Genomic DNA, 26,609 nt, shown 5'->3' with positions numbered 1-26,609 from the left:
CGACGCAATGTTACCTGCCAGTAGGTTGCGGCCACCGGGCACTCACAGTGACACAGCTCACCAGCGTTCGCGCGGTCAGGCCGACTCGGCCAACGCGCCGCGGATCCGGTCCATGACCGCCGCCTCCGCCGGTGCCACCCCGTTGTGCGCCCGGGCCGCACGGTCCGCCGCCGTCAACACCACCGAACGGTACGTCTCCACGTCCGTCGGCGCCTTCTCCCGCAGGATCCGGACCGCCCCGGTGAGCGCGGGCAGCACCACCGACTCGATCTCCAACTCGGAGTCGCGGGGCAGCCGGGGCAGCGGGCCGGTGGTCAACGCCTCCTTGACCACGCCACTGGCGTCAGCCAACGCGCCGGAGGCGGCGAAGCTCTCCCGGAACACGCCCACCATCCCCGGGTCGGCGTTCGAGACCAGGAGGACGGCACCGAACGCGCCGGTCTTGAGGGTCAACCGCTCCTCGTCCGTCAACCGCTGCTCCATGATCACGGAGTGTAGACGTACGGCGTGGTGGTGGTGACCGGGACGAGGCCGAGACGTTGCAGGATGGGGCGGCTGTCCTCGGACGCGTCGACCTGCAACAGCGTCCGGCCCCGCTGGTCGGCCAGGCGGGCCCGGTAGGTGACCAACGCCCGGTAGATGCCCTTGCGACGCCACTGCGGCAGGGTCGAGCCGCCCCAGAGGGTGGCGAAGCCCGTGTTCGCCGGGAAACGCACCCAACCCGCGCTCACCACCGTCCCGTCCGCCTCGGCCACCACGACGGTGATCGAGTGCGGGTCGGCGTCGATCTCCTTGGCCAGCCCCCACACGAGGTGCGAGCGGTCCTCCTGCCAGACCTCCTCCTCCATGGCGGCGATCCGCTCCAGGTCCTCCCGGGAGGTCACCTCGCGCAGGCGTACCCCCTCGGGGGCAACCGGCAGCGCGGCGGCCAGCGGCGCGACCGGCCCGACCACGACGGTCTCCCGCTCCTCGGGTACGAAGCCGGCGGCGCGGAGCCGATCCGCCAGGTCCGCCGGCTCGTCGTGCTCGTTGAGCTTCCACTCGACGGACTGACCACGCTCGCGGAACAGCTCCACCTGCCGGGCGATCAGTTCGTCCAGCGCCGCGCCGGTCAGCCCGCCCAGGTCGCGGTAGGTGAGGAACCCACCCGCGTCGAGCCCGAGGATCCGGACCAGCGGCCCGTCGCGCTCCACCGTCACCCCGGCCGGGACCGGGTCGGGGATCTCCGGGCGGAGTTGGTTGTCGTAGGCGTCACGCAGCGTCAGTACGTCGAATTCGGTCACCGGCTCAGGCTAAGCCGGAGATCAAGCGGATAATCGACAGCGTGTGGGAGGCGATGAGACGGTGGTTCGACCCGGCGGACCTGCGCTCGGTCGGCGAGCCACCGGACTACCGGTTCTCACTGGCCAACGAGCGGACGTTCCTGGCCTGGCTGCGTACCGGCCTCGCGCTGGTCGGCGGCGGGCTGGCCGCCGCGCAGTTCCTTCCGCCGCTGCCGATGAGCCACCTGCGGGAGGTGATCGCGGTCGCGCTGCTGCTGCTCGGCGGCCTCGTCGCGATCCGCGCGGTGGACCACTGGGCGCGTACCGAACGGGCCATCCGGCTCGGTCAGGAGCTGCCCGCCTCCCGGTTTCCCGCTGTGCTCGCCATCGCCGTCGGCTCCGGCGCGGTGCTGCTGGTGGTCGCCGTGCTGGTCCGGGCGGTCGGCGAAGGGTGAGCGCCGGACGTGATCCGGGATTGCAGCCGGAACGGACCCGGTTGTCGTGGCGACGCATGATGCTGGCGTTGACAGTGGTGACCGCGCTCGCCGTACGGCTCGGGTCGACCGGCGGCACCGGGGGTGCGCTGGCCGCCGGGGTGGCCGTGCTGGTCTGGGGAGCCCTGCTCGTGCTGTGCTGGCCCCGGGGTACCGGCACCGGACCGGCGCGTACCGGTGGCCGCACGCTGCCCCTTGTCGCACTCGGCACCGTCACGCTCGCGTCGCTGGGCGTGCTGCTCGCGCTTCGCGGACTGTGGTGACGCGACCGGGTGCGCCATGATGGGTGGATGGCCCGGCTCTACGTACTCCTCTTCCTCGTGCAGATCGTCCTCGCCGTCTGCGCGCTGATCAGCTGCCTCTCCGCCGAGGAGGGCCAGATCCGCGCGCTCCCCCGGATCGCCTGGGTGCTGATCATCCTGTTCTTCCCGCTTGTCGGATCGATCGCCTGGTTCGTCGCCGGCCGGGAGCCCGGCGCCCGCGGGACCAGGCCGGCCGGCGGCGGGCCTGTCGAACGGCCGCGTCGCCCGCTCGCTCCCGACGACGACCCCGAGTTCCTCCGCTCCGTGCAGGAACGCGCCCAGCAGCAGGACCAGGAACTGTTCCGCCGCTGGGAAGAGGATCTGCGCCGGCGCGAGGACGACCTGCGGCGCCGCGACGGTGAGCCGCCGCGCGAGGGCGACCGGCCCGAGGTGTGAGCGCGCCGCCGCCGCCCCGCTGAGGGGCGACGGCGGCGGCGGGTGCGACTCAGGCCAGGTTCGACGACCGGGGGTACGCGTCGGTCGGGTCGGTGAGCACGTTGACCAGGTACGGCACCCCGGAGTCGAAGGCCCGCTGCAACGCCGGACCCAGGTCGGCGGCCTTCGCGACCGTCTCCCCCGCACCGCCCAGCGCGCTGACCACCGTGTCGTAGCGCAGCTCCGGCTGGAGGTCGGCGGCCACGTCGTAGCCGTACATGGCCCGCATCGGGTGCTTCTCCAGCCCCCAGATGCCGTTGTTGCCGACCACGATCACCACGGGCAGCTTCTGGCGGACCAGCGACTCGACGTCCATCAGCGAGAAGCCGGCCGCGCCGTCGCCCATCAGCACGCAGATCTGCCGATCCGGGTGGCTGACCCTCGCCCCCATGGCGTAGCCCATGCCGGTGCCCAGGCAGCCGTACGGCCCCGGGTCGAGCCAGGTGCCGGGCTGCGCGGGCTCCAGGTAGCGACCGGCGTACGAGACGAAGTCACCGCCGTCGCCGATGGTGATCGCGTCGCGGGCCAGCACCCGGCGCAGTTCGCCGTAGATCCGCGCCGGACGGATCGGGTCGGTCTCGGCGGCCATCTCCTTCGCGTCGCGGGCCTTGGCGGCGTCCTCGGCGGTGCGCAGGTCCGCGATCCAGTCGCTGTGGTCGGCCCGGTCACCGGAGTGGTCGGCCAGCGCGGACAGGATCAGGCGCAGGTCGCCGGCGGGTGCGGCGGCCGGCTGCACGTGCGCGGCGCGCTGGCTGGGCGCGTCGACGATGTGCACGACCTTGGCGTCGCCGAAGTCACCGAAGCTGAGCCGGAAGTCCAGCGGGGTGCCGACCACCACGACCACGTCGGCGCCGGAGAGCGCGGCCCGACGGGCCTTGGCGAAGGAGAGCGGGTGCTCCGGCGGGAGCGAGCCGCGGCCCATGCCGTTCGTGAAGACCGGCACCTGCAACGCCTCGGCCGCCTCACGCAGGGCGGCCACGGCGTCACCGGCGTACACGTCGGAGCCGGCGATGATGACCGGTCGTTGCGCCGCGGCGATCAGCAGCGCGGCGCGGCCCACCTCGTCCGGGTCGGGCACGACCGGGTCGACGCCCGCCACGGCGGGCAGCTCGACCTCGGCGACGGAGAAGACCGTCTCCAGGGGGAAGTCGAGGAACGCCGGGCCGCGGTGCGGGGTGAGCGCGGCGGTGAGCGCGGCGCCCACCGCGCGCGGGATGTCGTCGGTGCTGAACACCGTCTCGGCGTGCTTGGTGACCGGGGCGACAAGCGGCAGGTGGTCCATCTCCTGCAGGCTGCCCGAGCCCCAGCGGAACGCGGGTGCCCTGCCCCCCAGCACCAACACCGGCGAGGCGTTGAAGAAGGCGCTGGTCATGCCGGAGATGCCGTTGGTGACGCCGGGGCCGGCGGTGAGCACGGCGAGGCCGGGGCGGCGCTGGAGCTTCGCCACCGCCTCGGCGGCGAAGACCGCGGACTGCTCGTGCCGGACGTCGTAGATCGGGAAGTCGTTCTTGTGCGCGGCGTCGTAGAGCGGGAAGACGTGCCCGCCGGACAGCGTGAACATCTCCCGTACGCCGTGCGCGCGTAGCGCCGCCAGCGCCAACTCTCCGCCGTGACCCTCGATCCGCTCCGTCATTCGCCGCTCCCCTTCGTCCCTCGTGACCGAGGCCTCACGCTACTGGCCGGTAGGAACAATGTGAACCGTTCTCGGCTAGTCGTCAGCGGCCGGTGAAGTCCGGCTTGCGCTTCTCCACGAAGGCCGTCATGCCCTCACGCCTGTCGTCGGTGGCGAACAGCGCCGCGAAGAGCTGACTCTCCCAGGCCAGGCCCGAGTTCAGGTCCATGTCCAGGCCGCCGTCGACCGCCAGCTTCGCCGCGCGCAGGGCCTGCACAGGCCCGGTCAGGTACGGCGTGATCAACGCGACCGCCGCGTCGTAGACCTCGGCGGCCGGTACGACCCGGTCGGCCAGGCCGATCCGCAGCGCCTCCTGCGCGTCCACCATCCGCCCGGACATGATCAGATCCTTGGCGCGGGCCGGGCCGACCAGGCGAGCCAGCCGCTGGGTGCCGCCCGCGCCGGGGATGATGCCCAGCTTGATCTCCGGCTGGCCGAGCTTGGCGTCCTCGGCCACGACCCGCCAGTCGCAGGCCAGCGCCAGCTCGCACCCGCCGCCGAGGGCGTACCCGGTGATCGCGGCGACCACCGGCTTGGGGATCCGGGCGATCGCGCCGAGCGCGCTGGACAGGTTCGCGGCCCGGTCGGCCATGTCCACGTAGGACATTTCGGCCATCTGCTTGATGTCCGCGCCGGCGGCGAAGACCTTCTCCCCGCCGTACACGATGACGGCCCGGACCTCGGGGTCGGCGGTGGCCGCCGTGGCGGCGGCGCGCAACTCCTCCTGCACCTGGGTGTTGAGCGCGTTCATCGGCGGCCGCTCCAGCCGAATGGTGCCGATGCCGTCAGTGGTCTCCAGCCGAACGAAGTCGCCCACGCTGCCCTCACTTCCTCGTCGAAGTCGCGTGCCAACCTTACGACCCGGCTCGTTTGGGTAAGTAGTGTGGTGTCAGCCCCGCGGGCGGGAGTGCAGCCATGATCACGTATTACGACGACAGGTCGGTGCAGGTCACCTCCACCGCTGTCCGGGTGGACGGCCGCAGCTACCCGCTGGCCGAGATCACCATGGTCTGGCACCGTCGGGGCAGCCGCTCCTGGCGGGTGCTCGTCGGTCGGGGCGCGATCGGCGCCGCACTGGCCGGCCCGCTGATCGCGGCGGTACTCGGCATCGCCGTGGCCGTCTGGCTGCACCGCTCACCCACCGTGACGATCGCGATCGTCGGTGCGTCGGTGCTCGTCGGGCTGGCTGTCGGGCCGGTCGCCGACTTCCTCTTCGAACACCTGGACCGCTCGTACGCCCGGGGCGGCCGTCAACTGGAGATGTGGGCCCGCTGGCGTGGCCAGCCGGTACGGCTGCTGCGCACCGGCGACGCGCTGCGCTTCGGTCAGATCTACCGGGCGGTGCAGCGCGCCATGGAGCACAGCCAACCGGCCCGTCCCGTCACCCGCCGCTAGCCCTCCAGGCGTGGGCGCGGCCGGCGTGGGCGGCCATGCTCTACGCAGAGCCTCTGGAGTTGATGTCGTCAACGCATCGGGGGAAGAAGCCCTCGCTGGCGCAAGCCCGTGATGTCGTCGACCTGCTCAACTCCAGAGGACGGCCACACCACCCTCACCCCCAAGGCGGCTCGCCGGACCGGGGCCGGTTTGCCTGGTGGTGGTTAGGCTTAGTGATGACCCTCTATTACCGGGACGACGCGGTGCAGGTGACCTCCGAGTCGATTCGTTCGGGTGGTCACGTGGTCGCTCTCTCCGACGTGACGTACGTCTGGCACGCGCGCGGTCCGAAGACGCTCGCGGTGCGCGGCCGGGTGCTCGGTCGCGGGGTCCTGGTGCTGCTGCTCTCGCTGCCGCCGCTGGTCGCGCTGATCTGCGTCGTCTCGCTGGCCTGGTCGGCGCAGGAACGGGGCAACTGGAAGGTGACGCTTATCGTCCTCGCCGCCTTCGCGGTGGGCGCGTTGGCGTTGATCCCGTTCCTGGAGATCCCCCTCGGCTGGCTGGACCGCTCCTACGAGCGCGGCAGCCACGTGCACGAGCTGTGGGTGCAGCACCACGGCCGGGAGGATCTGCTGCTGCGCACCCCGGACGCGCTACGGTTCGGGCAGATCTACCGGGCCGTGCAGCGCGCCGTCGAACAGCAGGGCGACCATCGATGACCGTCCGCGGAGCGAGGCCGCCGCCCCGGACGGGCGGTCAGCTCAACGGCAGGGTGGTGGCGATCGGCCAACCCACCAGGACGGCGCCCAGCGTGGCCAGCAGCCAGCGCGGGGCCGCGTACCGCCGCAGCACGGCCGCCCAGACGGCGTGCCAGCCGAGCAGGAACACGAACAGCGGGACCACCAGGACCACGAATCCGGGTGCCAGACCGACCAGTGCCGACGTGGTCAGCACCCCTACGGTGACCGCGACGACCAGCAGGTGCCGACCGGTCCGCCCGGCGGCGACCGCCTCGACGCCCAGCAGGAACAGCAGGCAGGCGGCGAGCACCAGCGGGAGCAGCCACCAGCGGGCGCCCACCGGCAGCGCCGCGGTCAGACCCAGGTGGATCGGTAGCGCGACGGAGAGGACCGCGTACCCGGTCAAGGCCAGCGGCGCGACCAGCGTCCGCGCCGGCGCACGACGATCCCGCCCGGCGGCGTTCTCGTCGGACGGCGGCGTCGGCTCGGTCGGTCGTGCCGCAGCGGGCAACCACCGGTGCCCGGCGAGCACCAGCACACCGGTGACCAGCAGGAATCCGGTGACGTAGCCGCCCACCGCGAGCGGGATACGGGCCGTGGGCAGCATCGCCGCGGCTACCGCGCCGAGACCGGCGGCGACGACCGCAAGCCCGAGCAGCGCCAGACCGGTGGCCGGCACCGGATCGGCCGATCGGCCGTCGGTGGGCCGTCGGGCCAGCAGCAGGGCGGCCAGTGGAACCACGCCGACGCCGAACGCGAACAGCAGCAGCGCCGCCCCGGCGAGCCGGACGAGCGGTCGCGGCGCGGCGTTCCCGTCGACGCTGGGCAACCAGTTGACGATCTCCTCGTGGGTACGCGGGGCGAAGAGCACCGAGATGTGCTCCACGCCGGGTACCACCACCGCCGGCCGCCGGCCCACCGCCGCGCCCCGCTGGACCGCGTCGTCGGCCGCGCGCCGGAAACTCGGGAACTCCGCGCCACCGACGATGAGCAGCAGCTCCGCCGGCCGGCCCGGGGGCAGCTCGCCGGAGTCGGACAGCGAGATCGCCACGGTCCGGGCGATCTCGGGATGCCCGGCCGCGTACCGGGTGACCGCGCCGGCGCCCATCGAGTGCCCGACCAGCATGATCTGGGCCGGCTCCACGTCGGGCTGGGAGCGCAGGTACCCGACGGCGGCGTCCAGGTCGGCGGCGAGCGTCGCGGTGGAGGTGTCACTGTCGAGCCGCGCCGGGTTGGCGCCGTGCCCGGCGAAGTCGACAAGCAGCGCGACCGCTCCCCGACGGGCGACGCTGTCGGCGATCGGGCGCATCAGGCGGGCCGAGCCGGCGAAGCCGTGCGCGACCACCACACCGGGACGCCGCACATCGGGCGTCGGCGGGTCGGCACGTACCTCGGTCATCGGCACGCCGTCGACGGTGACCTGCCGGACGGTGAGGCCGGCGTCGGCGCGTACCAGCACGAGCGTGGCGAATGCGGCGGCGACCGCCGCGACCACGGCGAGCAGGACGGCGGCGCGGGTGCTCGGCGGATGGTGCGGCGATGGTGCCGACATGCCGGCACCCTACCGCCGCGAGAGGCCCCGCCGGTGACGGCGGACGAGCGGTTGCGGCGCGGGCGACGCACACTGGATCCCATGGCGATCCCCCTCCCCACACCTGCCGCGATGGTCGGCCTGACCCGTTCCGCCCTCGATCAGGCGCTCGGCTCGGCGGCCACGTTCGCCGCCGTACCCGCCCGCGCGTTCGCGGTGCTGGACGGCGTGGAAGCGCTGCTCGGCCGGATCAACGGCGTGGTGGACCGGATCGAGAAGACCCTGGACCGGACCGACCAGGTGCTCACCGACGCCGAGGCGGCGGTGCGCGAGGTGGCCGTCATCAGCGCCGCCGCGACCACCGCCATCGACACGGCGACCGAGGTGGCGACCGCCGCCGCCGTCGTGGTCCGGGAAGCCGACCAGGTCGCCCGGCTGGCCGCCACGGTGGTCACCGAGGCCGACGCGGTGGCGGGCAGCGCCGCGACGACCGTGGGCACCGCGACGCAGGCGGCGGCCACCGCCGCGGAACTACTGGCGGCGTACGAACCGGCGCTGCGTCGCGCCGCCCCGATGGCCGGGAGATTCGTCGAGGAACTGACCCACGAGGAGATCACCGCGGCGATCCACCTCATCGACGAGCTGCCCAAACTGAAGGAACACCTGACGGCCGACATCCTGCCGATCCTGGCCACACTGGACCGGGTCGGACCCGACCTGCACGACCTGCTCGACGTCACCCGTGACCTCAAGCTCGCCGTAGCCGGCATCCCCGGCCTGGGCATGCTGCGTCGCCGGGGCGAGAGGCTCGGCGAGGAACCCGTCGGCTGAGCCGGGCGGGGTCAGTCCCGCGCGTACAGCTCGTCGATCTCGGCGCGCTGGGGCAGCGCCACCGACGCGCCGAGTCGGCGCACGCAGGCAGCGCCGGCCGCCGACGCCCAACGCACCGCGTCGACGAGGTCACGCCCCTCGCCCCAGCCGACGGCGAGCGCGCCTGTGAACGCGTCGCCCGCCGCCGTGGAGTCGACCACGTCGACCCGGAACGCGGGTACGTGCACGTCGGCGCCGTCCCGGTCGACGTACCAGGCGCCCTCGCCGCCATGGGTGAGCACGGCCCGTGGCACCAGGTCGAGCAGTGCCCGCGGCTCGTCCCGGCCCCGGCCGGTCAGGGCCTGCGCCTCGCCCTCGTTGACGACCAGCAGGTCCACCGCCGCGAGCAGCTCCGGTGGCAGGTCCCGGGCCGGCGCGGCGTTCAGGATGACCCGCGTGCCGGCGGCGCGGGCGGCCGTCGCGGCGGCGGTCACCGTCTGCACCGGGATCTCCAGCTGGGCGACCAGGACGTCGGCCCCGCGTACCGTCGCCAACTCCTCGTCGGTGAGGCCGACCAGCGCGTCGTTCGCGCCGGGGGTGACCACGATGGCGTTCTCCCCCTGGGCGTTGACCATGACGAGGGCGACCCCGGAGGTGCCGTAGACGACCCGCAACTGGGCGGTGTCCACGCCGGCCGCGGTGATCCGCGCCTTGAGCGTGACGCCGAACGCGTCGGAGCCGATCGCGCCGAGGAAGGCGCAGGAGGCGCCGGCCCGGGCCGCCGCGACTGCCTGGTTGGCGCCCTTGCCGCCGGGCACCATCACGAAATCGGTGCCGAGCATCGTCTCGCCCAGTCGGGGCAGCGAGGGCGCCATCGCGACCAGGTCCATGTTGGCGCTGCCCACCACGACCACCCGGGTCTGGGACACGTCAGGCCCTCCGCCCGGTCAGCTGGCGCGTGCGGTGTAGCGGCCGCCCGATTGCTCGACCACCAGCGGCAGGCCGAAGGTCTTGGAGAGGTTGTCGCCGGTCAGCGTCTCGGCCAGCAGGCCCTGGGCGACGACCGCGCCCTCGCGCAGCAGCAACGCGTGGGTGAACCCGGGCGGGATCTCCTCCACATGGTGGGTGACCAGCACCAGGGCCGGGGCGTCCGGGTCGTACGCCAGCTCGGCGAGACGGGCGACCAGGTCCTCGCGGCCACCCAGGTCGAGCCCGGCGGTGGGCTCGTCGAGCAGCAGCAGCTCCGGGTCGGTCATCAGTGCCCGGGCGATCTGCACCCGCTTGCGTTCGCCCTCGGAGAGGGTGCCGTAGCGGCGCTCGGCGAGACCACCGATGCCGAGCTGACCGAGCAGGGCCCGCGCCCGCGCCTCGTCGCCACGCTCGTAGCTCTCCCGCCAGCGGCCGACCACCGACCAGGCGGCCGTCACCACCACGTCGCTTACCTGCTCGTCGGCGGGCAGCCGCTCGGCGAGGGCGGCGGTGGAGAGCCCGATCCGGGTACGCAGCTCGTTGATGTCGGTGCGGCCGATCCGCTCACCGAGCACGTGCGCGACACCGGTGGTGGGGTGCAACCGGCCGGCGGCGAGGTTGAGCAGCGTCGTCTTGCCGGCGCCGTTGGGCCCGAGCACGACCCAGCGCTCGTCCAACTCCACCCGCCAGGTCAGGTCCTGCAACAGCGCGGTGCCGGACCTGCGTACGCCGACGCCGTCGAGGCTGACCACCAGATCCGGGTCAACGGTAGCGGCGCCGGAGGTGGTGTCGGCAGCGCCGGGGATCAGGTCACCAGTCACCACTCCATCCAACCACGCAACGCCGGGGCGCCCCCCATGGGCGGCGCTCCGGCCATAGGGTGGGGCACCGTGTCGTTGATCACCACACCCGGAGGACGGCCCATGCTCGGTCGGGGTACGGAGCCGCGCGGATGAGCGCGGTCATCGAGATCGAAGGGCTGCGCAAGAGCTTCCGCAGCCTGCGCGGCGGCAAACGGGTGGCGGTCGACGGGTTCGACCTGCTGGTCGAGGAGGGTCAGATCCACGGCTTCTTGGGGCCGAACGGCTCGGGTAAGACCACCACCCTGCGCGCCCTGCTCGGGCTGGTCCGGGCCGACGGTGGGCGGATGAGCGTGCTGGGCGAGCCGTCGCCGGAGTTGCTGCCCCGGGTGGCCGGCCAGGTCGGCGCCATCGTGGAGAGCCCGCAGTTCTTCGGCAACTTCACCGGGTACCGCACGTTGCGGCTGCTCGCCCGCGCCGGTGGGGTGCCGGTGTCGCGGGTGGATGAGGCGCTGGATCTGGTGGGTCTGCGCGACCGGGGCGACGAGCGGGTGAAGGGTTATTCGCTGGGCATGAAGCAGCGCCTGGCGGTGGCGTCGGCGCTGTTGAAGGATCCGCGGCTGCTCATCCTGGACGAGCCGGCGAACGGGCTGGACCCGGCCGGCATCCGGGAGATGCGGGACCTGATGCGGTCGCTGGCGGCGTCCGGGGTGACCGTGCTGGTGTCCAGCCACATCCTGGGCGAGATCCAGCTGATCTGCGACCACGTGACGATCATCTCGCGGGGGCGGCGGGTGGCGACCGGCCGGGTGGACGAGGTGCTGGCCGGCCATGACCGGCACGAGTTCCTGGTCCGGGTGGCCGAGCCGGAGCGCGCCGTCGAGCTGCTGCGGGCGGCCGGGCTGATGGTGGTCGTCGACGCGGAGGCGCTGGTGGTGGGCGGGGTGACCGACTCGACGGTCATCAGTCGGGTGCTCGGCGAGCAGGGGCTGTGGGTGGGTGAGTTGACGCCGTTGCGGCCGGATCTGGAGAGCGTCTTCCTGGAGCTGACCGGGGCCGGCGAGCATCCGTCGCTGCCCCGCCAGGTCGACCATGCGACACCGCTGCCGGGCGCCGAGGGCGACCTGATCGATCTCGACGTACGGGGAGTGGACGCGTGAACCTGGTCCGGGCCGAGGTGGAGCGGCTGTCCGCGCGCCGTTTCGTGCAGTTGATGGTCGTGCTGCTGGTGTTGGCGTTCGGTGTCACCGCGGCGACCACGCTGGCCGGCTCGCACAAGCCCAACGCCGACGAGGTGGCCTCGGCGCGGGCGAAGGCGGTGGAGGCTCGCCGGGGCATGGAGAGCACCCACCAGGCGTGCCTGGACCGGCAGAACGGCCTGACCCAGCCGGACGAGAGAGGTGACTGGTACCCCGCGGACTGCTCGGAGTTGGACCCGTTGCGGGCCGAGCGGCTGCCGGTCGCGGCCGACTTCCTGCCGGGTGTGTTCAGCTTCGCCAAGGAGGCCCGGCCACTGCTGTACTTCCTCATCGCGTTCCTCGTGTTGTTCGGGTTCCTGGTCGGCGCCTCCTACATCGGCGCGGATCTGAATTCCGGCGGTGTGGTGAACCTGCTGCTGTGGCGTCCGCGTCGGTTGACGGTGCTCGGCGCGAAGCTGGGCACCCTGCTCGGCGGGGTGCTGGTGGTGTCGGTGCTGGCGTCGTTGTTCTATCTCGCGACGTTCTGGGTGATCGGGCAGACCGCCGGGTTGGCGGGCCGGTTGAGCGGTGACTTCTGGCGTTCCCTGGGCGCGGTGCACGGGCGGGGTCTGGTGCTGGTGCTGCTGGCCACCGCCGTGGGTTTCGCCATCGCGGCGCTGGGTCGGCACACCTCGGCGGCGCTCGGCGCGGTCGCCGCGTACGCGGTGGTGTGGGAGCTGGGCGGCCGTCTGGTGTTGGAGATCGTCGACGCCCGGCGGCCGGATCTGCTGATGCTCTCCAGTCACATCGGGGCGTGGCTCACCGGTGAGGCCCGGTTCTGGGACTCCCAGCTCTGCGCCGGCAGCCGGCCGGGGGTCACCTGCGAGGGCTTCTACAGCCTGACCTGGGGGCCGGCGCTGCTGGTCCTGCTCCTGATCACCGGTGGGTTGACGGCGGCGGCGTTCGCTGTGTTCCGTCGCCGCGATCTGGTCTGAAGTGCGGGCCCGTCGGGCGGCTCCGGCTGCCCGGCGGGTCGGGACCCGGCACGGCAAGAGGTTGCAACCCACCGGCGGGCGGTGAAATATTCCTTCACATGACCGCCCCAGCGGGCTCAGCCGACGGTGGAGCCGAACACCTCGTCGCGGACGGCGTCCAGCGCGGTGCGCAGCGCGCCGTGCAGGATCGGTTCCTCGGTCAGCCCGGTGGGCACCACCCGCGGCCGGACCAGGGTGATCGCCGCGACCTCCTGCTGGACCCGCTCGGCGAGCGCCGCGCCGCCGGCCTGGCCGACCTCACCCGCGAGCACCACAAGCGGCGGATCGAGCACCACGCAGGTGCTGGCCACGCCGAGCGCGAGCCGGCGGGCCAGCTCGTCGAGCATCGCGCCACCGTTGGCGCCGTCGGCGACGGCGGCGCGGACGGCATCGGCGGCGTCGGCGTCCGGGTACCCGTGCTCGCGGGCCACCGCCCGCACCGAGTCCCCACCGACCAGCTGCTGGAAGGCCGGCTTGGCGCGGCGGGAGACGTCGCGGGGAATGGGCGCGCCGGGCACCGGCAGGTAGCCGATCTCTCCGGCCGCGCCGCTGCTGCCGTGGTGCAGCCGCCCGCCCAGCATGATCGCCAGACCGACGCCGGCGCCCACCCAGACCAGCACGAAGTCCGACAGACCCTGCGCGGCACCGGACTGCGCCTCGGCCACCGCGGCCAGGTTGACGTCGTTCTCGAAGACCACGGGGGTGTGCAGGTCGTCGCGCAGCGCGGCGAGCAGACCGCTGTGCCAGCGCGGCAGGTTGAAGGCGAAGGTGATGTCGCCGGTGCCGGGGTCGACCAGGCCCGGCGTGCCGAGCACGATCCGCCGTACGCTGCTCAGCTGCGCCTGGGCGCTGCTCGCGGCCTGCACCACGGCGTTGTGCACCACGCCCACCGGGTCGTCGGTGTCCCGGGTGGACTGCTCCACCCGGCCGATCACGGCGCCGGTGATGTCGGCGCACGCGGCCACCACCCGGTCCGGGCCGACGTCCACCCCGACCACGTGGGCGCTGGACGGGCGGACGGCGTAGAGCTGGGCGTTCGGCCCCCGCCCGCCGGCCTGCTCGCCGACCCGGCTGACCAGGCCGCGCTCCTCCAAGCGCTCGACCAGCTGGGAGGCGGTGACCTTGGACAGCCCGGTCAGCTCCCCGAGCCGGGCGCGGGTCAGCGGCCCCCGCTCCAGGAGCAGTTCCAGTGCCGCTCGGTCGTTGAGCGCCCGCAACAGGCGGGGGGTACCGGGCAGCCGGGTCGCACTCATGCCACGTCCTCTAGTTTTAGTAAACTTTGCTAACTGTAAACCGACCTGCGAACGGGTAGCCGTAGCGTAACGGCCACCCGCGGGCGGAGCGCTCGGCCGACCCGGCAGGGCGCAGACCACCGCCGGTACGAGGTTCGACCCGCCGGCGCCGAAGGAGGACGATCACGTGGGGCTGGATCCAGGACTACGTCGGCTCGCGCTGGGCACCCTGCTCGCCGCGTACCCGGGGCCGGTCCCGCCGGACTGGGCCGTCGACCTGCTGGCCGACGGGCTGGCCGGGCACACCCTGTTCGGCACCAACGTGCACGACCCGGCCCAGGTGGCGGCCAGCACGGCAGCGCTGCGCGCCGGCCGGCCGGACGCGCTGATCGCCATCGACGAGGAGGGCGGCGACGTGACCCGGCTGGCGCACGCCACCGGTAGCCCGTACCCCGGCAACGCCGCCCTCGGCGCGGTCGGCGACGTGGCGCTCACCCGCCGCGTCTATCAGGCCATCGGCACGGAACTGGCCGCGCTCGGCATCACCGTCAACCTCGCCCCCACGGTGGACGTGAACACCGCCGACGACAACCCGGTGATCGGCACCCGCTCGTTCGGCGCCGACCCGGTGCGGGTGGCCGCCCACTCGGCCGCCGCCGTGGCCGGCCTCCAGGCCGCCGGGGTGGCCGCCTGCGCCAAGCACTTCCCCGGCCACGGCGCGACCGTCACCGACTCCCACCACGAACTGCCCACGCTGGACGTTCCGCTGGAGCTGCTCCGCCAGCGCGACCTGCCGCCGTTCGCCGCGGTCGTCGCCGCCGGCACGCAGGCCGTGATGACCGCGCACATCCGGGTGCCGGCGCTGACCGGCGACGGTCCGGCCACCTTCAGCCGGGCGGTGCTTGTCGACCTGCTCCGCACCGAGTATGGCTTCACCGGCACCGTCATCACCGACGCACTGGAGATGAAGGGCGCCGCGGTGGCGGCCGGTGGCACCGGGCCGGCCGCGGTGCGGGCCCTGGCCGCCGGCGCCGACCTGCTCTGCATCGGCGCGAAGGTCGACGCGGAACTCGTCGAGCGGGTTGCCGCCGAGATCGTCGACGCGCTCGGCGACGGCCGGTTGGCGACCGCCCGGGTCGAGGAGGCGGCCGGTCGCGCCGCCGCGCTCGCCGCCTGGACCCGGACCGCCGGCGCCGCGCCGGTCACCGTCGACACCGATCTGGGGTACGCGGCGGCGCGCCGCGCGGTCCGGGTGGACGGAGTCCTCACCGGCCTGGACCGTCCCCTCGTGGTGCACCTGCACACCGAGTCCACCATCGCGGAGGGGCGGGTGCCGTGGGGCCTCGGCCCACACCTGGACGGGTTCGAGGAGATCCGGGTGGTGGCGGCCGAGACCGATCCGGCGACCCTGCGCGGGCTGGCCGGTGACCGTCCGATCGTGCTGGTCGGTCGTCACCTGCACCGCCTGCCCGGCGGGCCGGAGCTGATCTCCGGCCTGGCCGCCGGGCATCCGGTGACCGTGGTGGAGATGGGCTGGCCGGCACAGTGGCGTCCGGACGGCGTCCGCGCGTTCGTCACCACGTACGGCGCGAGCCACGCCAACGGGCGGGCGGCGGCCGAGGCGTTGGGTCTCGCCGGCTGAGCCGCCCGCCACTCCGGCACTCTTGAACATGTTCAAGAACTCCCCTACGCTGACGGTGTCGGTAGTTGAACGCGTTCAAGAAGGGCGTCCTACATGGACATCAAGGTCTGGATGTACGTGGTCTACCTCGCGGTCAGCGTCGGCCTGACGATCTGGGTGGCCCGAGCGCTGTCGCGCAACGGGCAGGTCTTCCTGGAGGAGGTCTTCTCCGACGAACGACTGGCCCGAGCGGTCAACAGCCTCCTGGTGGTCGGCTTCTACCTGCTCAACCTCGGCTACGTCACGGTGGCGATGAAGCACGACGACCCGGTGCTCTCGACCAGCCAGGCGATGGAGGAGTTGTCCCTCAAGATCGGGCTGGTGCTGCTGGTGCTCGGCGCGCTGCACTTCTTCAACGTCTTCGCGCTGGGCCGCTACCGCCGCAACCGGCTCCGCCAGCTCGCCACCCACCCGCCCGTCGCCCCGATCGGTCGGCTCCCCATGCCGGCCACCCCGTACGCCCCGCAGCCGGCCGGGGCACACCCACCGACCAACCCGCCGACCCGATGACCGGACCACCGACCGACGGCGTCGGCCGGCTCCCGGATCCCACCGCACACGGGGGCGGTGGAATCCGGGGGTTCACGGTCCTGTTCGACGCGTCCTGCCCACTCTGCCGCGCCGCCCGCCGGTGGCTCGCGTCGCGCGACCACCTCGTACCCCTGGAGTTCGTTGCGGCCGGGTCGGTCGAGGCCCGGCGGCGCTTCCCCGGCCTGGACCACGACGCCACGCTGCGCGACCTCACCGTGATCGCCGACACCGGCGAGGTGTACGCGGGCGACGGCGCCTGGTTCGCCTGCCTCTGGGCGCTGGCCGACCACCGGTCCACCGCCGAACGGTTGGCCCGACCACACCTGATGCCGCTCGCCCGGCAGGTGGTGGCGGCCGCCTCGGCGATCCGGGAGCGGATCCGCGACCCAGGGATCGAGCCGACCGACGAGCTGGCGGGATACGGTGGCCCCGATGACCGAGCAGCCTGCGCCGACGACCACTGCGGGTGATCCTGCCACCGCCCGGGGCGAGCAGACCCGGCAGCTGATCCGGGACACCGCGATGCGGCTGTTCCGCGAGCGCGGTTACGCCCAGACCACCATGCGGGCCATCGCGCAGGAGGCCGGCGTGGCGGTCGGCAACGCCTACTACTACTTCGGCTCCAAGGACCACCTGATCCAGGAGTTCTACGCCCAGTCCCAGGTCGAGCACCGGGCCGCCGCGCAGCCCGTGCTCGATCGGGAGGAGTCGTTCGGCGCCCGGCTGGCCGGGGTGCTGCACGCCGGGATCGACGTGCTGACGCCGTCGCACGAGTTCGCGGCGACCTTCTTCAAGACGGCGGCGGAGCCGACCTCCCCGCTCAGCCCCTTCTCCGCGGAGTCCTCCGGGCCTCGGGAGGCGGCGATCGCTCTCTTCGCCGAGGTGCTGGACGGTTCGACCGCCAAGGTCGACGCGGACCTACGTCCGCAGTTGCCCGAGCTGCTCTGGCTGGCGTACATGGGTGTGGTCCTCTACTGGGTGCACGACCGGTCGCCCGGGCAGACCAAGACCCGGCAGTTGATCGACGGTGTCGTCCCGCTGATCGACCGGCTCACGGCGCTGTCCCGGCTCCGGGTCCTGCGCCCCGTGACCCGGCAGGTGCTCGACCTGATCCGCACGCTACGTCACTGACCCGACCTGCACCCTCGGCCCAGTCGAGCCGCAGGTCAAGTCCACTATTCGACACTCCGAACCGACAGCTCACGCCTTGCACCGAGTGTGCTCGATACGTAGCGTGATCGGCACGGACCGGGCCGCCCCGCGCGCGTGGGCGGTCGCCCGGAACCGGGACCTGGGGGGAGGTCGCGGACCGTGGATCCGGCCCGGGATCCACGGTCCGCGCCCGACGCGGCGTCAGCGCGGATAGACCCCGTACGCACGCCAGCCCCGGTCCGGGAAACCCGCGGCGTCGGCGACCCGGGCGGAGGCGAGATTGTCCCGCTCGTGCAGGTAGGTGGGCACCGCACCCTCGTCGAGCACCCGCCGCGCGGCCTGGGCGACCAGCCGACGGGCGAGGCCGTGACCCCGGGCGGCGGGCACGGTGCCGACGGCCAACTCCCGCCCGTACGCGTCGTGCCGCTTGATCCCGGCGCCGGCCAGGTAGGCGCCGTCCGCGTCGCGGACCACCAGCACCGGCCGGTCGAACAGCCGCAGCCAGGGCGGCAGCCCGGGGGCGGTGGGTGCGGTCCACTCCCCCACGTCGGGCAACGGCGCGGGAGACAGACTCCACCGGAACGGGCCGTCGTGCACGCACCACTCGGGCAGCCCGACCGCCTCCGGCAGGGCGCCCAGCAGCCGGCCCGGCCTGCCGTGGGCCAGCGCGCGGACCGCGTCCACCCGGTCCGGCGCCACCGAGAGCACGGCGCTGCGCCCGGTGTCGACGGCGAGCGCCGGACGCAGTCGACCGTCCCAGGCCGGCCTGGCCCGCCGGTACGAACCGACCACGTGCAGGCCCGGCCCCGCCGGCCACTGTCCGAGCCAGGTGGCCAGGTGCAGGTGGAGCCGCCGGTCGAGCATGAAGCACCTCCCCGTCACCCGGCCCGTCGTGGATCACCGTACGCCGGGCGGGACGCTCGGGCGGGCGATCCCCCCGGCCGCCGGGCCGAGGTCACCAAGCCGTCGGGGCGGTGGGGTGATGGCCGCCGTGGTGGTGCTGGTGCACCACCGCGTGTCCCCTTCCCCGCACGATCAGGGCGCGGTTCACCGGCACGGTCACCGCGAAGGCCACCGCCAGCGCGCCGGCCAGGCTGCCCCAGAACAGCGGGTCGGCGAGGCCGGCTCGCATGGCACCCGGCACGGCGAGCATGACGCCGTTGTCGACCAACTCCATGACCGCGATGCTGACCGTGTCGGCGACGAGGGCCACCCGGATCGCCCGGGCGAGCGGCAGGCCCGAGCGGAGCACGGGGCGGATCGTCAGCGCGTAGCCGAAGGCGAAGGCCAGGACGACGGCGAGGGCGATGGTGGCCAGGTCGGACCAGCCGAGCGCGGTGCCGATGACCATGCCGAGCACCTCGCCAATGGCGCAGCCGGTCAGGCAGTGCAGGGTCGCGGCGATGGCCAGTCGGGTGGGGTTCGCGTTCTCCATGCCCCAGCACGCTATACCCCCCAAGGGTATGATGCCAGTGACCGGGACCACCCGGGTCGGAGATCCGGGAACCCGGCGAACCTATCGACCGTCATAGGTATTTCCATACATGGACACCTTTGTTTGGGACGGTATGGCCATGCCGAATCAGCCGAACGACCGCCACCACCAGGACCCCGAGCGACTCTGGTGGCCAGCGGAGGTGCTCGAACACCTTCCGGTCCAACCACGTCATCACGGGCGGCGTGCGACGGGCGGCATGTCGTGGGGCGAGCTGAACAGACTGCGCGTCGGCAGCTCCAGTAGGCACGGTCTGAACACGCACTGACGCACCACGCTCGTGCGCGATCTGGTGTCGGCCGCGGCACGGCGAGTTGGCGCCGGACGACACACCGGCGGAGGTCCAGCGGCGGCTTTCGCACACCTGTCGGGTAATTTCTTGTGGTCCGGCATCCGGCCTACGACAGGAGAAGCTCCGCGCATGGGCAAGAAGACGATCCACGTCTCCGACTTCACCGGCACCGTTCTGCAGCAGGACGACGAGGCGGTGCGCGTCGTCGTCCTGGAGCACCCGGACCTGGTCGCCGGGCCCGTGCAGTTGGACGCCACCCCCGCCGAGGTGGAGAACATCGACGACGCCGCCCTGGACGTCGCCGTGGTCGAGATCCACGACCGGCACGGTGGCGGCGAGCCCCGCCGGGTGGTGCTGACCGCCAGCGAGTTCGACGCGATGGCCACCGACGTGCCGATGGCGCAGTTGCTGAAGACCGCCGAACGGGTCCGCCCACCCAAGGCCCGCAAGAGCGCCGAGAAGATCGACTACGGCACGCTGGAGCACGCCGGCAAGCCGCACCGGGGACGGGTCACCGAGGAGGAGGCCCGACTGGTGCGCGAGCGGCTCGACGAGGTCAACAAGCGGCTCGCCGACGCGGGCGTACGCCAGATCGACCCTGCCGATCCGGAGCACGCCCTGCGCTACGGCTTCCCCGAGGTCTCCTGACCCGGGCGGATCACTTCTGCGCGACGACGGCGGCGGCGAGCGCGGCGGAGAGGTCGGCCTCGACCGCCGCCTTGTCCAGCCCGAGGCCGGTGAGGACGCCGCTGCCGTCCTCCTGCTCCAACAGGGCGAGCAGCAGGTGCTCGGTGCCGATGTAGTTGTGCCCGAGGCGCAGCGCCTCCCGGAAGGTCAGCTCCAGCGCCTTCTTGCCGCGCGCGTCGTACGGGATGAGGTCCGGGACCTGGTCGGCCGGCGGCGGGAGGGCCGCGCCCACCGCCTCCCGTACCGCCTCCGGGGTGGCCCCGCGACCGGCCATCACCCTGGCGGCCAGCCCTTCCGGCTCGGCCAGCAGGCCCAGCACCAGGTGCTCCGGCCGGATCTCGACGTGACCGCTGGCGCGGGCCTCCTCCTGCGAGGCCACCACCACGTTGCGGGCCCGGGGGGTGAAGCGGCCGAAGCCGGCGTTCGGGTCGAGCGCCGCCGCGTCGGTCGCCTTCGGCACGAAGCGTTTCTGGGCGGCCTGCTTGGTGACCCCCATGCTGCGGCCGATGTCGGTCCAGGAGGCGCCCGAGCGCCGCGCCTGGTCGACGAAGTGCCCGATCAGGTGGTCGGCGACCTCGCCGAGGTGATCGGCGGCGATGACCGCGTCGGTGAGCTGGTCGAGCGCGTCGGTGTGTGCCTTCTTGATGGCCTGGATGAGGTCGTCGAGCTTGATCGTTTTGCCGATCTGGATGGGTTCCGTCATGCGTCAACCATAAGTTGACGCACGGGTTCCGTCAACCTTAAGTTGACGGTCGCCAGCGATGATCACTTGGCACAGGTCCGGTTCCAGATCCTCGGCGTCCCTACCGGCCGCACCGCCGGACCTGTCGGGCCCGGCGCGCGTATACCGTGGGCTCCGGCCAGGCGCGGTGCGGCGGAGGGAGGGCGGTCGTGCGGCTATCCGTGGGATGCGCGATGTGGACCCACCGGGCGTGGCAGGGCCGGCTGCTGGCGCATCCGCTCGCGCCGCAGGATCGTCTGCGGCACTACGCGAGCTGGTGCGACGCCGTGGAGGGAAACACGACGTTCTACGCGACGCCGACCCGGGAGACCGTGGCCTCGTGGGCCGCGCAGACCGATCCGGGTTTCCGCTTCGTCCTCAAACTTCCCAAGGTCGTCACGCACGAGCGACGGCTCACCGACACCGACGAGCCGCTGCGCGCCTTCCTGGACGCGATCGAGCCGCTCGGCCCGCGTACCCATGCCCTCTGGATCCAGTTGCCGGGCTCGTTCTCTCCCGCCGACGTCCCCACCCTGAGCCGCTTCCTGGGTCACCTCCCCCGTTCCCACCGGTACGCCGTGGAGGTCCGCCACCCCGCGTTCTTCACCGACGCACGCGCGATCCGGCTCCTCGAACAGGCCCTCGGCGGCGCGGACGCCGAGTGGGTGCCGTTCGACACCACCGCGTTCTTCGCCACGCCTCCGACCAGCGACGCGGAGCGGGATGCCTGGACCAAGAAACCGCGCGTGCCGCTGCGGTCGGTGGCGCTGACCGACCGGCCGATCGTCCGCTACCTCGGTCGCGACGACACCGACCGGACCGTCGAGGGCTGGCAGCGCTGGGTCGACGTCACCGTCGACTGGCTGCGCGAGGGGCGCTCGCCGACGGTGTTCGTCCACACCCCGGACAACACCGATGCGCCGGTGCTCGCCCGGCGCTTCCACGACGAGGTGCGGGCACGCGTGCCCGGCCTCGACGCGCTGCCCGAGCCGATACCGGTCGGGCCGCTGACCCTCTTCTAGGGGCGGCGGCGCTCGTCGAGCAGTTCGTCGAGGTGGGACGCGGTGCTGATCAGCGAGAGATGGCTGAACGCCTGGGGGAAGTTGCCGATCTGCTCGCCGGTGGCGGCGATCTCCTCGGAGTAGAGGCCCAGCGGGCTGCTGTAGGTGAGCATCTTCTCGAAGGTCAGTCGGGCGTCGTCGATCCGGCCCGCCTGGGCGAGGGCCTGCACGTACCAGAAGGTGCACATGCTGAAGGTGCCCTCGGTGCCAGCCAGCCCGTCCGGGGATGCTCTCGGGTCGTAGCGGTAGACGAGGCTGTCGGAGACCAGATCGGCGTCCATCGCCCACAGGGTCGACTTCCACATCGGATCGTTCGGTGAGATGAAGCCGACCCCGGGCATCGCGAGGAGCGAGGCGCCCAGGATGTGGGTCTGGTAGTGCTGCACGAACGCCTGACGCTCCGGATGGAAGGCACGAGCCATGACCTGCTCGTAGATGGCATTGCGTTGGGTCGTCCAGCGGGTCGTGTCGCCGGGGCGACCGCGGCGCTGCGCGAGGCGGATCGCGCGGTCCAGCGCCACCCAGGACATCACCCGCCCGTACGTGAAGTCCTGCCGGCCGGACCGGGTCTCCCAGATGCCGTCCTCGGGCTGATCCCAGTGGTCGCAGAGCCAGTCCATCAGCCCTGCCGTCTTCCGCCACCCCTCGTGCGGGGCGATCAGCCCGTTCCGATCGGCGAGGTCCAACGAATTGAGCGCCTCGCCGTAGATGTCGAGTTGCAGCTGGCCTGCCGCGCCGTTGCCGATGCGAACGGGTGCCGAGCCGCGGTAGCCCTCCAGCTGGCCCAGCACCTCCTCGGGGAGGTCCGGTGAGCCGTCGATCCGGTACATGATCTGTAGGGGAATGTCGCCGTCCCGGGCGTCCCGGATCCAGGTGTGGCGGTAGTCCCAGTTCCGCTGCCCGCCGACCTGCTCCGGCAGGCCCGCGGTGGGCGCGGCCACCAGGGCGCCGGTCGGGGCGTACGTCATCAGCTTGAGCGTCATCGCGGACCGCTCGACCATCTCCCTCCACCGGCCGGTGTACCGGGAACGGTCCAGCCACCGACGCCAGTAGTCGCGGGTCTGGGCGAGCAGATCGCATGCCTCCTCGATGCTGAGCGCCCTGGGTGCGTGCGGGCAGGCCGTCTCCAGGACGACCCCGCCGATGTCACCCGTGTTGAGGGTGAACCGCGCGGAGACGCCCTCCGCGTCCCGGCGGATGTCCTCGGCGCCGATCAGCCGTTCCACGTTCTTGAACGGGGTGAGGGTGAGGCTCATGGCCGGGCTGCGGAACACGTCGCCCTCGGGGTGCACCTCAATCTCGCACGGATCGCGCGCGTAGTTGAACCGGGGCTGGCAGTCGAAGCGGAAACGCATGGTCCCCCGCACCATCCGGATCAGCCGGATCAACCGGTGCTGGTCGGTGGCCTGCGTACCTGTGACAGGCATGAAGTCCAGCATCTCGCCGACACCGTCCGCGCTGTGGAAACGGGTGATCAGGATCGGCGTGCCGGGTAGGTAGAGCTGTTTGCTCGTGTACTCGACGCCGTCGGGTGCGAGCTGGAAATGCCCGCCCCTGCGGCGATCCAGCAGGGCGCCGAAGATGCTCGGGGAGTCGAAACGGGGCGCGCAGAACCAGTCGATCGTACCGTCGGCGGTGATGAGGGCCGCGGTTTGCAGATCGCCGATCAAGCCGTGCTCCTCCAGTGCCGGGTAGGTCTCCACCCTGTCTCCCGCCGCTAGATCCGACGGCGGCGACTACCCGGGAACCGGCGTCTCACACGCGGTGCCGGGGCAGGGGCGCTGTGTCCCCCGCCCCGACGCGGCCGGGTGCGTGAGGCTCAGGAGCTGACGTACGCCGCCAGGTGTTCGCCGGTGAGGGTGGAGCGGGCGGCCACGAGGTCGGCGGGGGTGCCCTCGAAGACGATCCGGCCGCCGTCGTGCCCGGCGCCCGGACCGAGGTCGATGATCCAGTCCGCGTGCGCCATGACCGCCTGGTGGTGCTCGACGACGATGACCGACTTGCCCGAGTCGACGAGCCGGTCCAGCAGACCGAGCAGTTGCTCGACGTCGGCCAGGTGCAGGCCGGTGGTCGGCTCGTCGAGGACGTAGACGCCGCCCTTCTCGGCCATGTGGGTGGCCAGCTTGAGCCGCTGGCGCTCGCCGCCGGACAGCGTCGTGAGCGGCTGGCCGAGGCTGAGGTAGCCGAGCCCGACGTCCGCGAGCCGGTCGAGGACGGCGTGGGCGGCGGGTGTACGCGCATCGCCCGCGCCGAAGAACTTCTCGGCCTCCGACACGGACATCGCGAGCACCTCGCTGATGTCACGGCCGCCGAGGTGGTATTCCAGCACCGAGGCCTGGAACCGCTTGCCCTCGCAGTCCTCGCAGGTGGTGGCGACGCCGGCCATCATCGCCAGGTCGGTGTAGATGACTCCGGCTCCGTTGCAGGTCGGGCAGGCGCCCTCGGAGTTGGCGCTGAACAGCGCCGGTTTCACGCCGTTGGCCTTCGCGAACGCCTTACGGATCGGGTCGAGCAGGCCGGTGTACGTGGCCGGGTTGCTCCGCCGCGAGCCGCGGATCGCGCCCTGGTCGATCGACACCACGCCCGCGCCGGCCGGGATCGAGCCGTGGATCAGTGAGCTCTTGCCCGACCCGGCGACGCCGGTGACGACACAGAGCACCCCCAGTGGAACGTCGACGTCGACGTCGCGGAGGTTGTGGGCATTGGCACCGCGGATCTCCAACGCCCCGGTGGGCCTACGCACCGTCGGCTTGAGCGACGCCCGGTCGTCGAGGTGGCGGCCGGTGATGGTGCCGCTGCTCCGCAGCCCCTCGACACTGCCCTCGTAGCAGACGGTGCCGCCCCCCGTGCCGGCGCCGGGACCGAGGTCGACGATGTGGTCGGCGATGGCGATCGCCTCCGGCTTGTGCTCCACGACCAGCACGGTGTTGCCCTTGTCGCGCAACTGCAACAACAGCTCGTTCATCCGCGCGATGTCATGCGGGTGCAGCCCGATCGTCGGCTCGTCGAAGACGTAGGTGACGTCGGTGAGCGACGACCCGAGGTGGCGGATCATCTTGGTGCGCTGCGCCTCACCACCGGAGAGCGTGCCGGACGGGCGGTCGAGCGAGAGGTAGCCCAACCCGATCTCCTCGAACGAGTCGAGGAGGTGTTGCAGCCCTTTGATGAGCGGCGCGACCGACGGCTCGTCGAGGCCCCGCACCCAGGCGGCCAGGTCGCTGATCTGCATCGCGCAGACGTCGGCGATGTTCTTGCCCTTGATCTTCGAGGACAGGGCGGTCTGACTGAGTCGGGTCCCGCCGCAGTCGGGGCAGGTCGTGAACGTCACCGCCCGCTCCACGAAGGCGCGGATGTGCGGCTGCAACGCGTCGACGTCCTTGGACAGAAAGGACTTCTGGATCGACGGGATCAGGCCGGCGTACGTCAGGTTGATGCCGTCGATCTTGATCTTGGTTGGTTCCCGGTACAGCAGGTCGTCCAGCTCGCGCTTGGTGTACTTCGCGATCGGCCTGTCCGGGTCGAAGTAGCCGCAGCCGCGGAAGATGCGGCCGTACCAGCCCTCCATGCTGTAACCGGGGATCGTGATCGCGCCCTCGTTGAGCGACAGGGTGTCGTCGTACAGCGCGGACCTGTCGATGTCGGTGACCGAGCCCATGCCCTCACAGCGCGGACACATCCCGCCCAGGCGGGTGAAGGTCGCCTTCTCGGTCTTCGTCCGGCCGGCGCCACGCTCGACGGTGATCGCGCCGCTGGCCTTCACCGAAGGAACATTGAAGGAGTACGCGTTGGGTGAGCCGATGTGCGGCTTCCCGAGCCGACTGAAGAGGATCCGCAGCATCGCGTTCGCGTCGGTGGCGGTGCCGACCGTCGAGCGGGAGTTCGCGCCCATCCGTTCCTGGTCAACGATGATCGCCGTCGTCAGGCCGTCCAGCAGGTCGACGTCCGGGCGGGCCAGGGTCGGCATGAAGCCCTGCACGAACGAGCTGTACGTCTCGTTGATCATCCGCTGCGACTCGGCGGCGATGGTGCCGAACACCAGGGAACTCTTGCCCGAGCCGGAGACGCCGGTGAACACCGTGAGGCGGCGCTTCGGGATCTCGACACTGACGTCCCGGAGGTTGTTGACACGCGCGCCCTGCACGCGGATCAGGTCGTGACTGTCGGCCGCGTGCGGCCCGGACGCCTTCTTCATCCTGTCTCCATCTGCCGCCCGGCCCCGTCGACCGCTCAGCGCTTCTCCTGAATGCGGACCATGTTGCCAGCGGGATCGCGGAAGGCGCAGTCCCGCACGCCGTACGGCTGGTCGGTCGGCTCCTGGACCACCTCGGCGCCGCTGCGCTCCAGCGTCCCGAACGTCTCGTCCAGGTCGGTGGCGGCCAGGTTCACACCGAAGTAGCTGCCCTTGGCCATCATCTCGGCGATGGTGCGGCGCTCGTCGTCGGTGAGGCCGGGCGTGGCGGCCGGCGGGTGCAGAACGATCGCCGTGTCGGGCTGCCCGACGGGGCCGACGGTGATCCAGCGCATGCCCTGGTATCCGACGTCGTTGCGCACCTCGAAGCCGAGGATGTCGCGGTAGAAGGCCAGGGAGGCGTCCGGGTCGGTGTGCGGAAGGAAGCTTGAGTGGATGCTGATGTCCATGCCAGTCAGGCTAGGTGCGGCTGCAGGTGCGCGGCTTCTCGATTCCTGATCGGTCTGGTCACCTGCTTCGCCACGCAGGACGGCATCCCGTCCGTCGCGCGTACCGCCTCGCGTCGGTAGACGCTTGGCGGGACACCCACCAGCTCCGTGAAGCGGGTGCTGAAGGTGCCCAGTGAGGAACAACCGACCGCGAAGCAGACATCGGTGACGCTCAGGTCACCCCGGCGCAGCAGGGCCATCGCCCGCTCGATGCGCCGCGTCATGAGATAGCTGTACGGGGACTCCCCGTACGCCTGCCGGAACTCCCGGCTGAGGTGCCCCGACGACATGTGCTCGCCCCGGGCGAGCGCCTCGACGTCCAGTGGCTGGGCGTACTCCCGGTCGATCCGGTCACGGACGCGGCGCAGCCGCGCGAGATCGCGCAGGCGCTGCTCCTCGGCGGGTGTGCTGGTCACGGCCCAAATCGTGCCACATCAGAGAGGCCGGGTTGGCAACCGGAACAATGTTCCGTACAGTGG

The 26,609-nt window shown here is 72.2% G+C and carries 29 protein-coding genes; 14 read left to right on the top strand and 15 right to left on the bottom strand.

The features are described 5' to 3' along the window. Positions 1-75: 75 nt before the first annotated feature. Together FHG89_RS07065 and FHG89_RS07060 are read right to left on the bottom strand one after the other, a co-directional pair. Positions 76-489 carry a hypothetical protein gene (locus FHG89_RS07065; RefSeq protein ID WP_139583546.1) on the bottom strand — a complete coding sequence of 138 codons (414 nt, stop codon included), beginning with the start codon at positions 487-489 and terminating at the stop codon, positions 76-78. Further along, positions 486-1,283, bottom strand: a complete 798-nt coding sequence (locus FHG89_RS07060) for a GNAT family N-acetyltransferase (protein WP_139583545.1) — start codon at positions 1,281-1,283, stop codon at positions 486-488. The genes FHG89_RS07065 and FHG89_RS07060 overlap by 4 nt, the downstream gene beginning before the upstream one ends. Positions 1,284-1,336: 53 nt before the next feature. Between FHG89_RS07060 and FHG89_RS07055 the strand changes: the two genes are divergently transcribed. The 3 genes from FHG89_RS07055 to FHG89_RS07045 are packed head-to-tail and all read left to right on the top strand — an operon-like array spanning position 1,337 to position 2,454. Next, on the top strand, positions 1,337-1,717 hold the full coding sequence (locus tag FHG89_RS07055; protein WP_425280156.1) for a YidH family protein: 381 nt from the start codon (positions 1,337-1,339) through the stop codon (positions 1,715-1,717). After that, positions 1,714-2,019, top strand: coding sequence for a DUF202 domain-containing protein (locus FHG89_RS07050; RefSeq protein ID WP_139583543.1), 306 nt, complete (start codon positions 1,714-1,716; stop codon positions 2,017-2,019). Before FHG89_RS07055 ends, FHG89_RS07050 begins: the two co-directional genes overlap by 4 nt. A gap of 27 nt (positions 2,020-2,046) precedes the next feature. After that, entirely contained in the window at positions 2,047-2,454 is a 408-nt protein-coding gene (locus FHG89_RS07045) for a PLD nuclease N-terminal domain-containing protein (protein WP_139583542.1), read from the top strand. Positions 2,455-2,503: 49 nt separating this feature from the next. Here FHG89_RS07045 and FHG89_RS07040 read toward each other — a convergent pair whose 3' ends face one another. Continuing rightward, on the bottom strand, positions 2,504-4,126 hold the full coding sequence (locus tag FHG89_RS07040) for an acetolactate synthase (RefSeq protein ID WP_139583541.1): 1,623 nt from the start codon (positions 4,124-4,126) through the stop codon (positions 2,504-2,506). 82 nt (positions 4,127-4,208) lie between these two features. Next, positions 4,209-4,982, bottom strand: coding sequence for an enoyl-CoA hydratase/isomerase family protein (locus tag FHG89_RS07035; protein ID WP_139583540.1), 774 nt, complete (start codon positions 4,980-4,982; stop codon positions 4,209-4,211). Positions 4,983-5,080: 98 nt separating this feature from the next. Between FHG89_RS07035 and FHG89_RS07030 the strand changes: the two genes are divergently transcribed. Both FHG89_RS07030 and FHG89_RS07025 read left to right on the top strand, forming a co-directional pair. Then, a complete protein-coding gene (locus FHG89_RS07030; protein WP_139583539.1) occupies positions 5,081-5,560 on the top strand; it encodes a DUF6232 family protein in 480 nt (159 codons plus the stop codon). Positions 5,561-5,775: 215 nt separating this feature from the next. Further along, positions 5,776-6,258: a DUF6232 family protein gene (locus FHG89_RS07025; RefSeq protein ID WP_139583538.1), complete on the top strand. Its 483-nt coding sequence runs from the start codon at positions 5,776-5,778 to the stop codon at positions 6,256-6,258. A 37-nt stretch (positions 6,259-6,295) separates the two neighbouring features. On the opposite strand, the gene FHG89_RS07020 is transcribed toward FHG89_RS07025, so the two are convergent. After that, entirely contained in the window at positions 6,296-7,831 is a 1,536-nt protein-coding gene (locus FHG89_RS07020) for a dienelactone hydrolase family protein (RefSeq protein WP_139583537.1), read from the bottom strand. An 81-nt stretch (positions 7,832-7,912) separates the two neighbouring features. Here FHG89_RS07020 and FHG89_RS07015 point away from each other — a divergent pair, with 81 nt between their 5' ends. Then, entirely contained in the window at positions 7,913-8,641 is a 729-nt protein-coding gene (locus FHG89_RS07015) for a hypothetical protein (protein WP_139583536.1), read from the top strand. Between the two features lie 11 nt (positions 8,642-8,652). Here FHG89_RS07015 and FHG89_RS07010 read toward each other — a convergent pair whose 3' ends face one another. Both FHG89_RS07010 and FHG89_RS07005 read right to left on the bottom strand, forming a co-directional pair. Then, positions 8,653-9,549: a ribokinase gene (locus FHG89_RS07010; RefSeq protein WP_139583535.1), complete on the bottom strand. Its 897-nt coding sequence runs from the start codon at positions 9,547-9,549 to the stop codon at positions 8,653-8,655. Between the two features lie 18 nt (positions 9,550-9,567). Then, positions 9,568-10,410, bottom strand: coding sequence for an ABC transporter ATP-binding protein (locus tag FHG89_RS07005; RefSeq protein WP_139583534.1), 843 nt, complete (start codon positions 10,408-10,410; stop codon positions 9,568-9,570). 131 nt (positions 10,411-10,541) lie between these two features. On the opposite strand from FHG89_RS07005, the gene FHG89_RS07000 reads away from it, so the two are divergent. Both FHG89_RS07000 and FHG89_RS06995 read left to right on the top strand, forming a co-directional pair. Continuing rightward, the gene (locus tag FHG89_RS07000; RefSeq protein ID WP_139583533.1) at positions 10,542-11,549 is read left to right on the top strand and encodes an ABC transporter ATP-binding protein; all 1,008 of its coding nucleotides are present in this window, start codon (positions 10,542-10,544) and stop codon (positions 11,547-11,549) included. Next, on the top strand, positions 11,546-12,562 hold the full coding sequence (locus tag FHG89_RS06995) for an ABC transporter permease subunit (RefSeq protein WP_139583532.1): 1,017 nt from the start codon (positions 11,546-11,548) through the stop codon (positions 12,560-12,562). Before FHG89_RS07000 ends, FHG89_RS06995 begins: the two co-directional genes overlap by 4 nt. 116 nt (positions 12,563-12,678) lie before the next feature. On the opposite strand, the gene FHG89_RS06990 is transcribed toward FHG89_RS06995, so the two are convergent. Beyond that, positions 12,679-13,854 (bottom strand): ROK family transcriptional regulator, encoded by a 1,176-nt coding sequence (locus tag FHG89_RS06990; protein ID WP_139583531.1) that lies wholly within the window; start codon positions 13,852-13,854, stop codon positions 12,679-12,681. A gap of 166 nt (positions 13,855-14,020) precedes the next feature. Between FHG89_RS06990 and FHG89_RS06985 the strand changes: the two genes are divergently transcribed. From FHG89_RS06985 to FHG89_RS06970, 4 genes are all read left to right on the top strand, one after another. Then, complete coding sequence (locus FHG89_RS06985) at positions 14,021-15,475, top strand: glycoside hydrolase family 3 N-terminal domain-containing protein (protein ID WP_139583530.1); 1,455 nt, start codon at positions 14,021-14,023, stop codon at positions 15,473-15,475. 93 nt (positions 15,476-15,568) lie between these two features. Beyond that, entirely contained in the window at positions 15,569-16,024 is a 456-nt protein-coding gene (locus FHG89_RS06980; protein ID WP_139583529.1) for a hypothetical protein, read from the top strand. After that, entirely contained in the window at positions 16,021-16,515 is a 495-nt protein-coding gene (locus FHG89_RS06975) for a thiol-disulfide oxidoreductase DCC family protein (RefSeq protein WP_139583528.1), read from the top strand. The genes FHG89_RS06980 and FHG89_RS06975 overlap by 4 nt, the downstream gene beginning before the upstream one ends. Beyond that, positions 16,478-17,176, top strand: coding sequence for a TetR family transcriptional regulator (locus FHG89_RS06970; protein ID WP_139583527.1), 699 nt, complete (start codon positions 16,478-16,480; stop codon positions 17,174-17,176). The genes FHG89_RS06975 and FHG89_RS06970 overlap by 38 nt, the downstream gene beginning before the upstream one ends. Before the next feature lie 222 nt (positions 17,177-17,398). On the opposite strand, the gene FHG89_RS06965 is transcribed toward FHG89_RS06970, so the two are convergent. Beyond that, entirely contained in the window at positions 17,399-18,061 is a 663-nt protein-coding gene (locus FHG89_RS06965) for a GNAT family N-acetyltransferase (protein WP_139583526.1), read from the bottom strand. A gap of 91 nt (positions 18,062-18,152) precedes the next feature. Then, positions 18,153-18,632, bottom strand: a complete 480-nt coding sequence (locus FHG89_RS06960; protein ID WP_139583525.1) for a DUF4396 domain-containing protein — start codon at positions 18,630-18,632, stop codon at positions 18,153-18,155. 481 nt (positions 18,633-19,113) lie between these two features. On the opposite strand from FHG89_RS06960, the gene FHG89_RS06950 reads away from it, so the two are divergent. Continuing rightward, positions 19,114-19,632 carry a hypothetical protein gene (locus tag FHG89_RS06950; RefSeq protein ID WP_139583524.1) on the top strand — a complete coding sequence of 173 codons (519 nt, stop codon included), beginning with the start codon at positions 19,114-19,116 and terminating at the stop codon, positions 19,630-19,632. Positions 19,633-19,642: 10 nt separating this feature from the next. Here FHG89_RS06950 and FHG89_RS06945 read toward each other — a convergent pair whose 3' ends face one another. Next, positions 19,643-20,374 carry a Clp protease N-terminal domain-containing protein gene (locus FHG89_RS06945; protein ID WP_139583523.1) on the bottom strand — a complete coding sequence of 244 codons (732 nt, stop codon included), beginning with the start codon at positions 20,372-20,374 and terminating at the stop codon, positions 19,643-19,645. Between the two features lie 212 nt (positions 20,375-20,586). Between FHG89_RS06945 and FHG89_RS06940 the strand changes: the two genes are divergently transcribed. Beyond that, entirely contained in the window at positions 20,587-21,414 is an 828-nt protein-coding gene (locus tag FHG89_RS06940) for a DUF72 domain-containing protein (protein ID WP_208760884.1), read from the top strand. Here FHG89_RS06940 and FHG89_RS06935 read toward each other — a convergent pair. From FHG89_RS06935 to FHG89_RS06920, 4 genes are all read right to left on the bottom strand, one after another. Beyond that, on the bottom strand, positions 21,411-23,156 hold the full coding sequence (locus tag FHG89_RS06935) for a glycoside hydrolase family 15 protein (RefSeq protein ID WP_139583521.1): 1,746 nt from the start codon (positions 23,154-23,156) through the stop codon (positions 21,411-21,413). The two genes, FHG89_RS06940 and FHG89_RS06935, sit on opposite strands and share 4 nt — an antisense overlap. 116 nt (positions 23,157-23,272) lie before the next feature. Continuing rightward, on the bottom strand, positions 23,273-25,645 hold the full coding sequence (locus FHG89_RS06930) for an ATP-binding cassette domain-containing protein (RefSeq protein ID WP_139583520.1): 2,373 nt from the start codon (positions 25,643-25,645) through the stop codon (positions 23,273-23,275). Positions 25,646-25,680: 35 nt separating this feature from the next. After that, positions 25,681-26,091: a VOC family protein gene (locus FHG89_RS06925; protein ID WP_208760881.1), complete on the bottom strand. Its 411-nt coding sequence runs from the start codon at positions 26,089-26,091 to the stop codon at positions 25,681-25,683. A gap of 5 nt (positions 26,092-26,096) precedes the next feature. Then, positions 26,097-26,546: a helix-turn-helix transcriptional regulator gene (locus FHG89_RS06920; protein WP_139583519.1), complete on the bottom strand. Its 450-nt coding sequence runs from the start codon at positions 26,544-26,546 to the stop codon at positions 26,097-26,099. Positions 26,547-26,609 lie beyond the last annotated feature (63 nt).

It is taken from the genome of Micromonospora orduensis (genome assembly GCF_006228125.1).
Lineage (GTDB): Bacteria > Actinomycetota > Actinomycetes > Mycobacteriales > Micromonosporaceae > Micromonospora > Micromonospora orduensis.
Note: the sequence above shows the minus strand (reverse complement) of the source record. Positions and strands in the feature narration are given on the sequence as shown.

Coding starts and splice junctions, on each gene's coding strand:
- FHG89_RS07055 (WP_425280156.1), top strand. CDS start 1,337: ATGAGACGGTGGTTCGACCCGGCGGACCTGCGCTCGGTCGGCGAGCCA.
- FHG89_RS07045 (WP_139583542.1), top strand. CDS start 2,047: ATGGCCCGGCTCTACGTACTCCTCTTCCTCGTGCAGATCGTCCTCGCC.
- FHG89_RS07040 (WP_139583541.1), bottom strand. CDS start 4,126: ATGACGGAGCGGATCGAGGGTCACGGCGGAGAGTTGGCGCTGGCGGCG.
- FHG89_RS07030 (WP_139583539.1), top strand. CDS start 5,081: ATGATCACGTATTACGACGACAGGTCGGTGCAGGTCACCTCCACCGCT.
- FHG89_RS07025 (WP_139583538.1), top strand. CDS start 5,776: ATGACCCTCTATTACCGGGACGACGCGGTGCAGGTGACCTCCGAGTCG.
- FHG89_RS07020 (WP_139583537.1), bottom strand. CDS start 7,831: ATGTCGGCACCATCGCCGCACCATCCGCCGAGCACCCGCGCCGCCGTC.
- FHG89_RS07015 (WP_139583536.1), top strand. CDS start 7,913: ATGGCGATCCCCCTCCCCACACCTGCCGCGATGGTCGGCCTGACCCGT.
- FHG89_RS07000 (WP_139583533.1), top strand. CDS start 10,542: ATGAGCGCGGTCATCGAGATCGAAGGGCTGCGCAAGAGCTTCCGCAGC.
- FHG89_RS06990 (WP_139583531.1), bottom strand. CDS start 13,854: ATGAGTGCGACCCGGCTGCCCGGTACCCCCCGCCTGTTGCGGGCGCTC.
- FHG89_RS06980 (WP_139583529.1), top strand. CDS start 15,569: ATGGACATCAAGGTCTGGATGTACGTGGTCTACCTCGCGGTCAGCGTC.
- FHG89_RS06975 (WP_139583528.1), top strand. CDS start 16,021: ATGACCGGACCACCGACCGACGGCGTCGGCCGGCTCCCGGATCCCACC.
- FHG89_RS06970 (WP_139583527.1), top strand. CDS start 16,478: ATGACCGAGCAGCCTGCGCCGACGACCACTGCGGGTGATCCTGCCACC.
- FHG89_RS06965 (WP_139583526.1), bottom strand. CDS start 18,061: ATGCTCGACCGGCGGCTCCACCTGCACCTGGCCACCTGGCTCGGACAG.
- FHG89_RS06960 (WP_139583525.1), bottom strand. CDS start 18,632: ATGGAGAACGCGAACCCCACCCGACTGGCCATCGCCGCGACCCTGCAC.
- FHG89_RS06950 (WP_139583524.1), top strand. CDS start 19,114: ATGGGCAAGAAGACGATCCACGTCTCCGACTTCACCGGCACCGTTCTG.
- FHG89_RS06945 (WP_139583523.1), bottom strand. CDS start 20,374: ATGACGGAACCCATCCAGATCGGCAAAACGATCAAGCTCGACGACCTC.
- FHG89_RS06940 (WP_208760884.1), top strand. CDS start 20,587: ATGTGGACCCACCGGGCGTGGCAGGGCCGGCTGCTGGCGCATCCGCTC.
- FHG89_RS06930 (WP_139583520.1), bottom strand. CDS start 25,645: ATGAAGAAGGCGTCCGGGCCGCACGCGGCCGACAGTCACGACCTGATC.
- FHG89_RS06925 (WP_208760881.1), bottom strand. CDS start 26,091: ATGGACATCAGCATCCACTCAAGCTTCCTTCCGCACACCGACCCGGAC.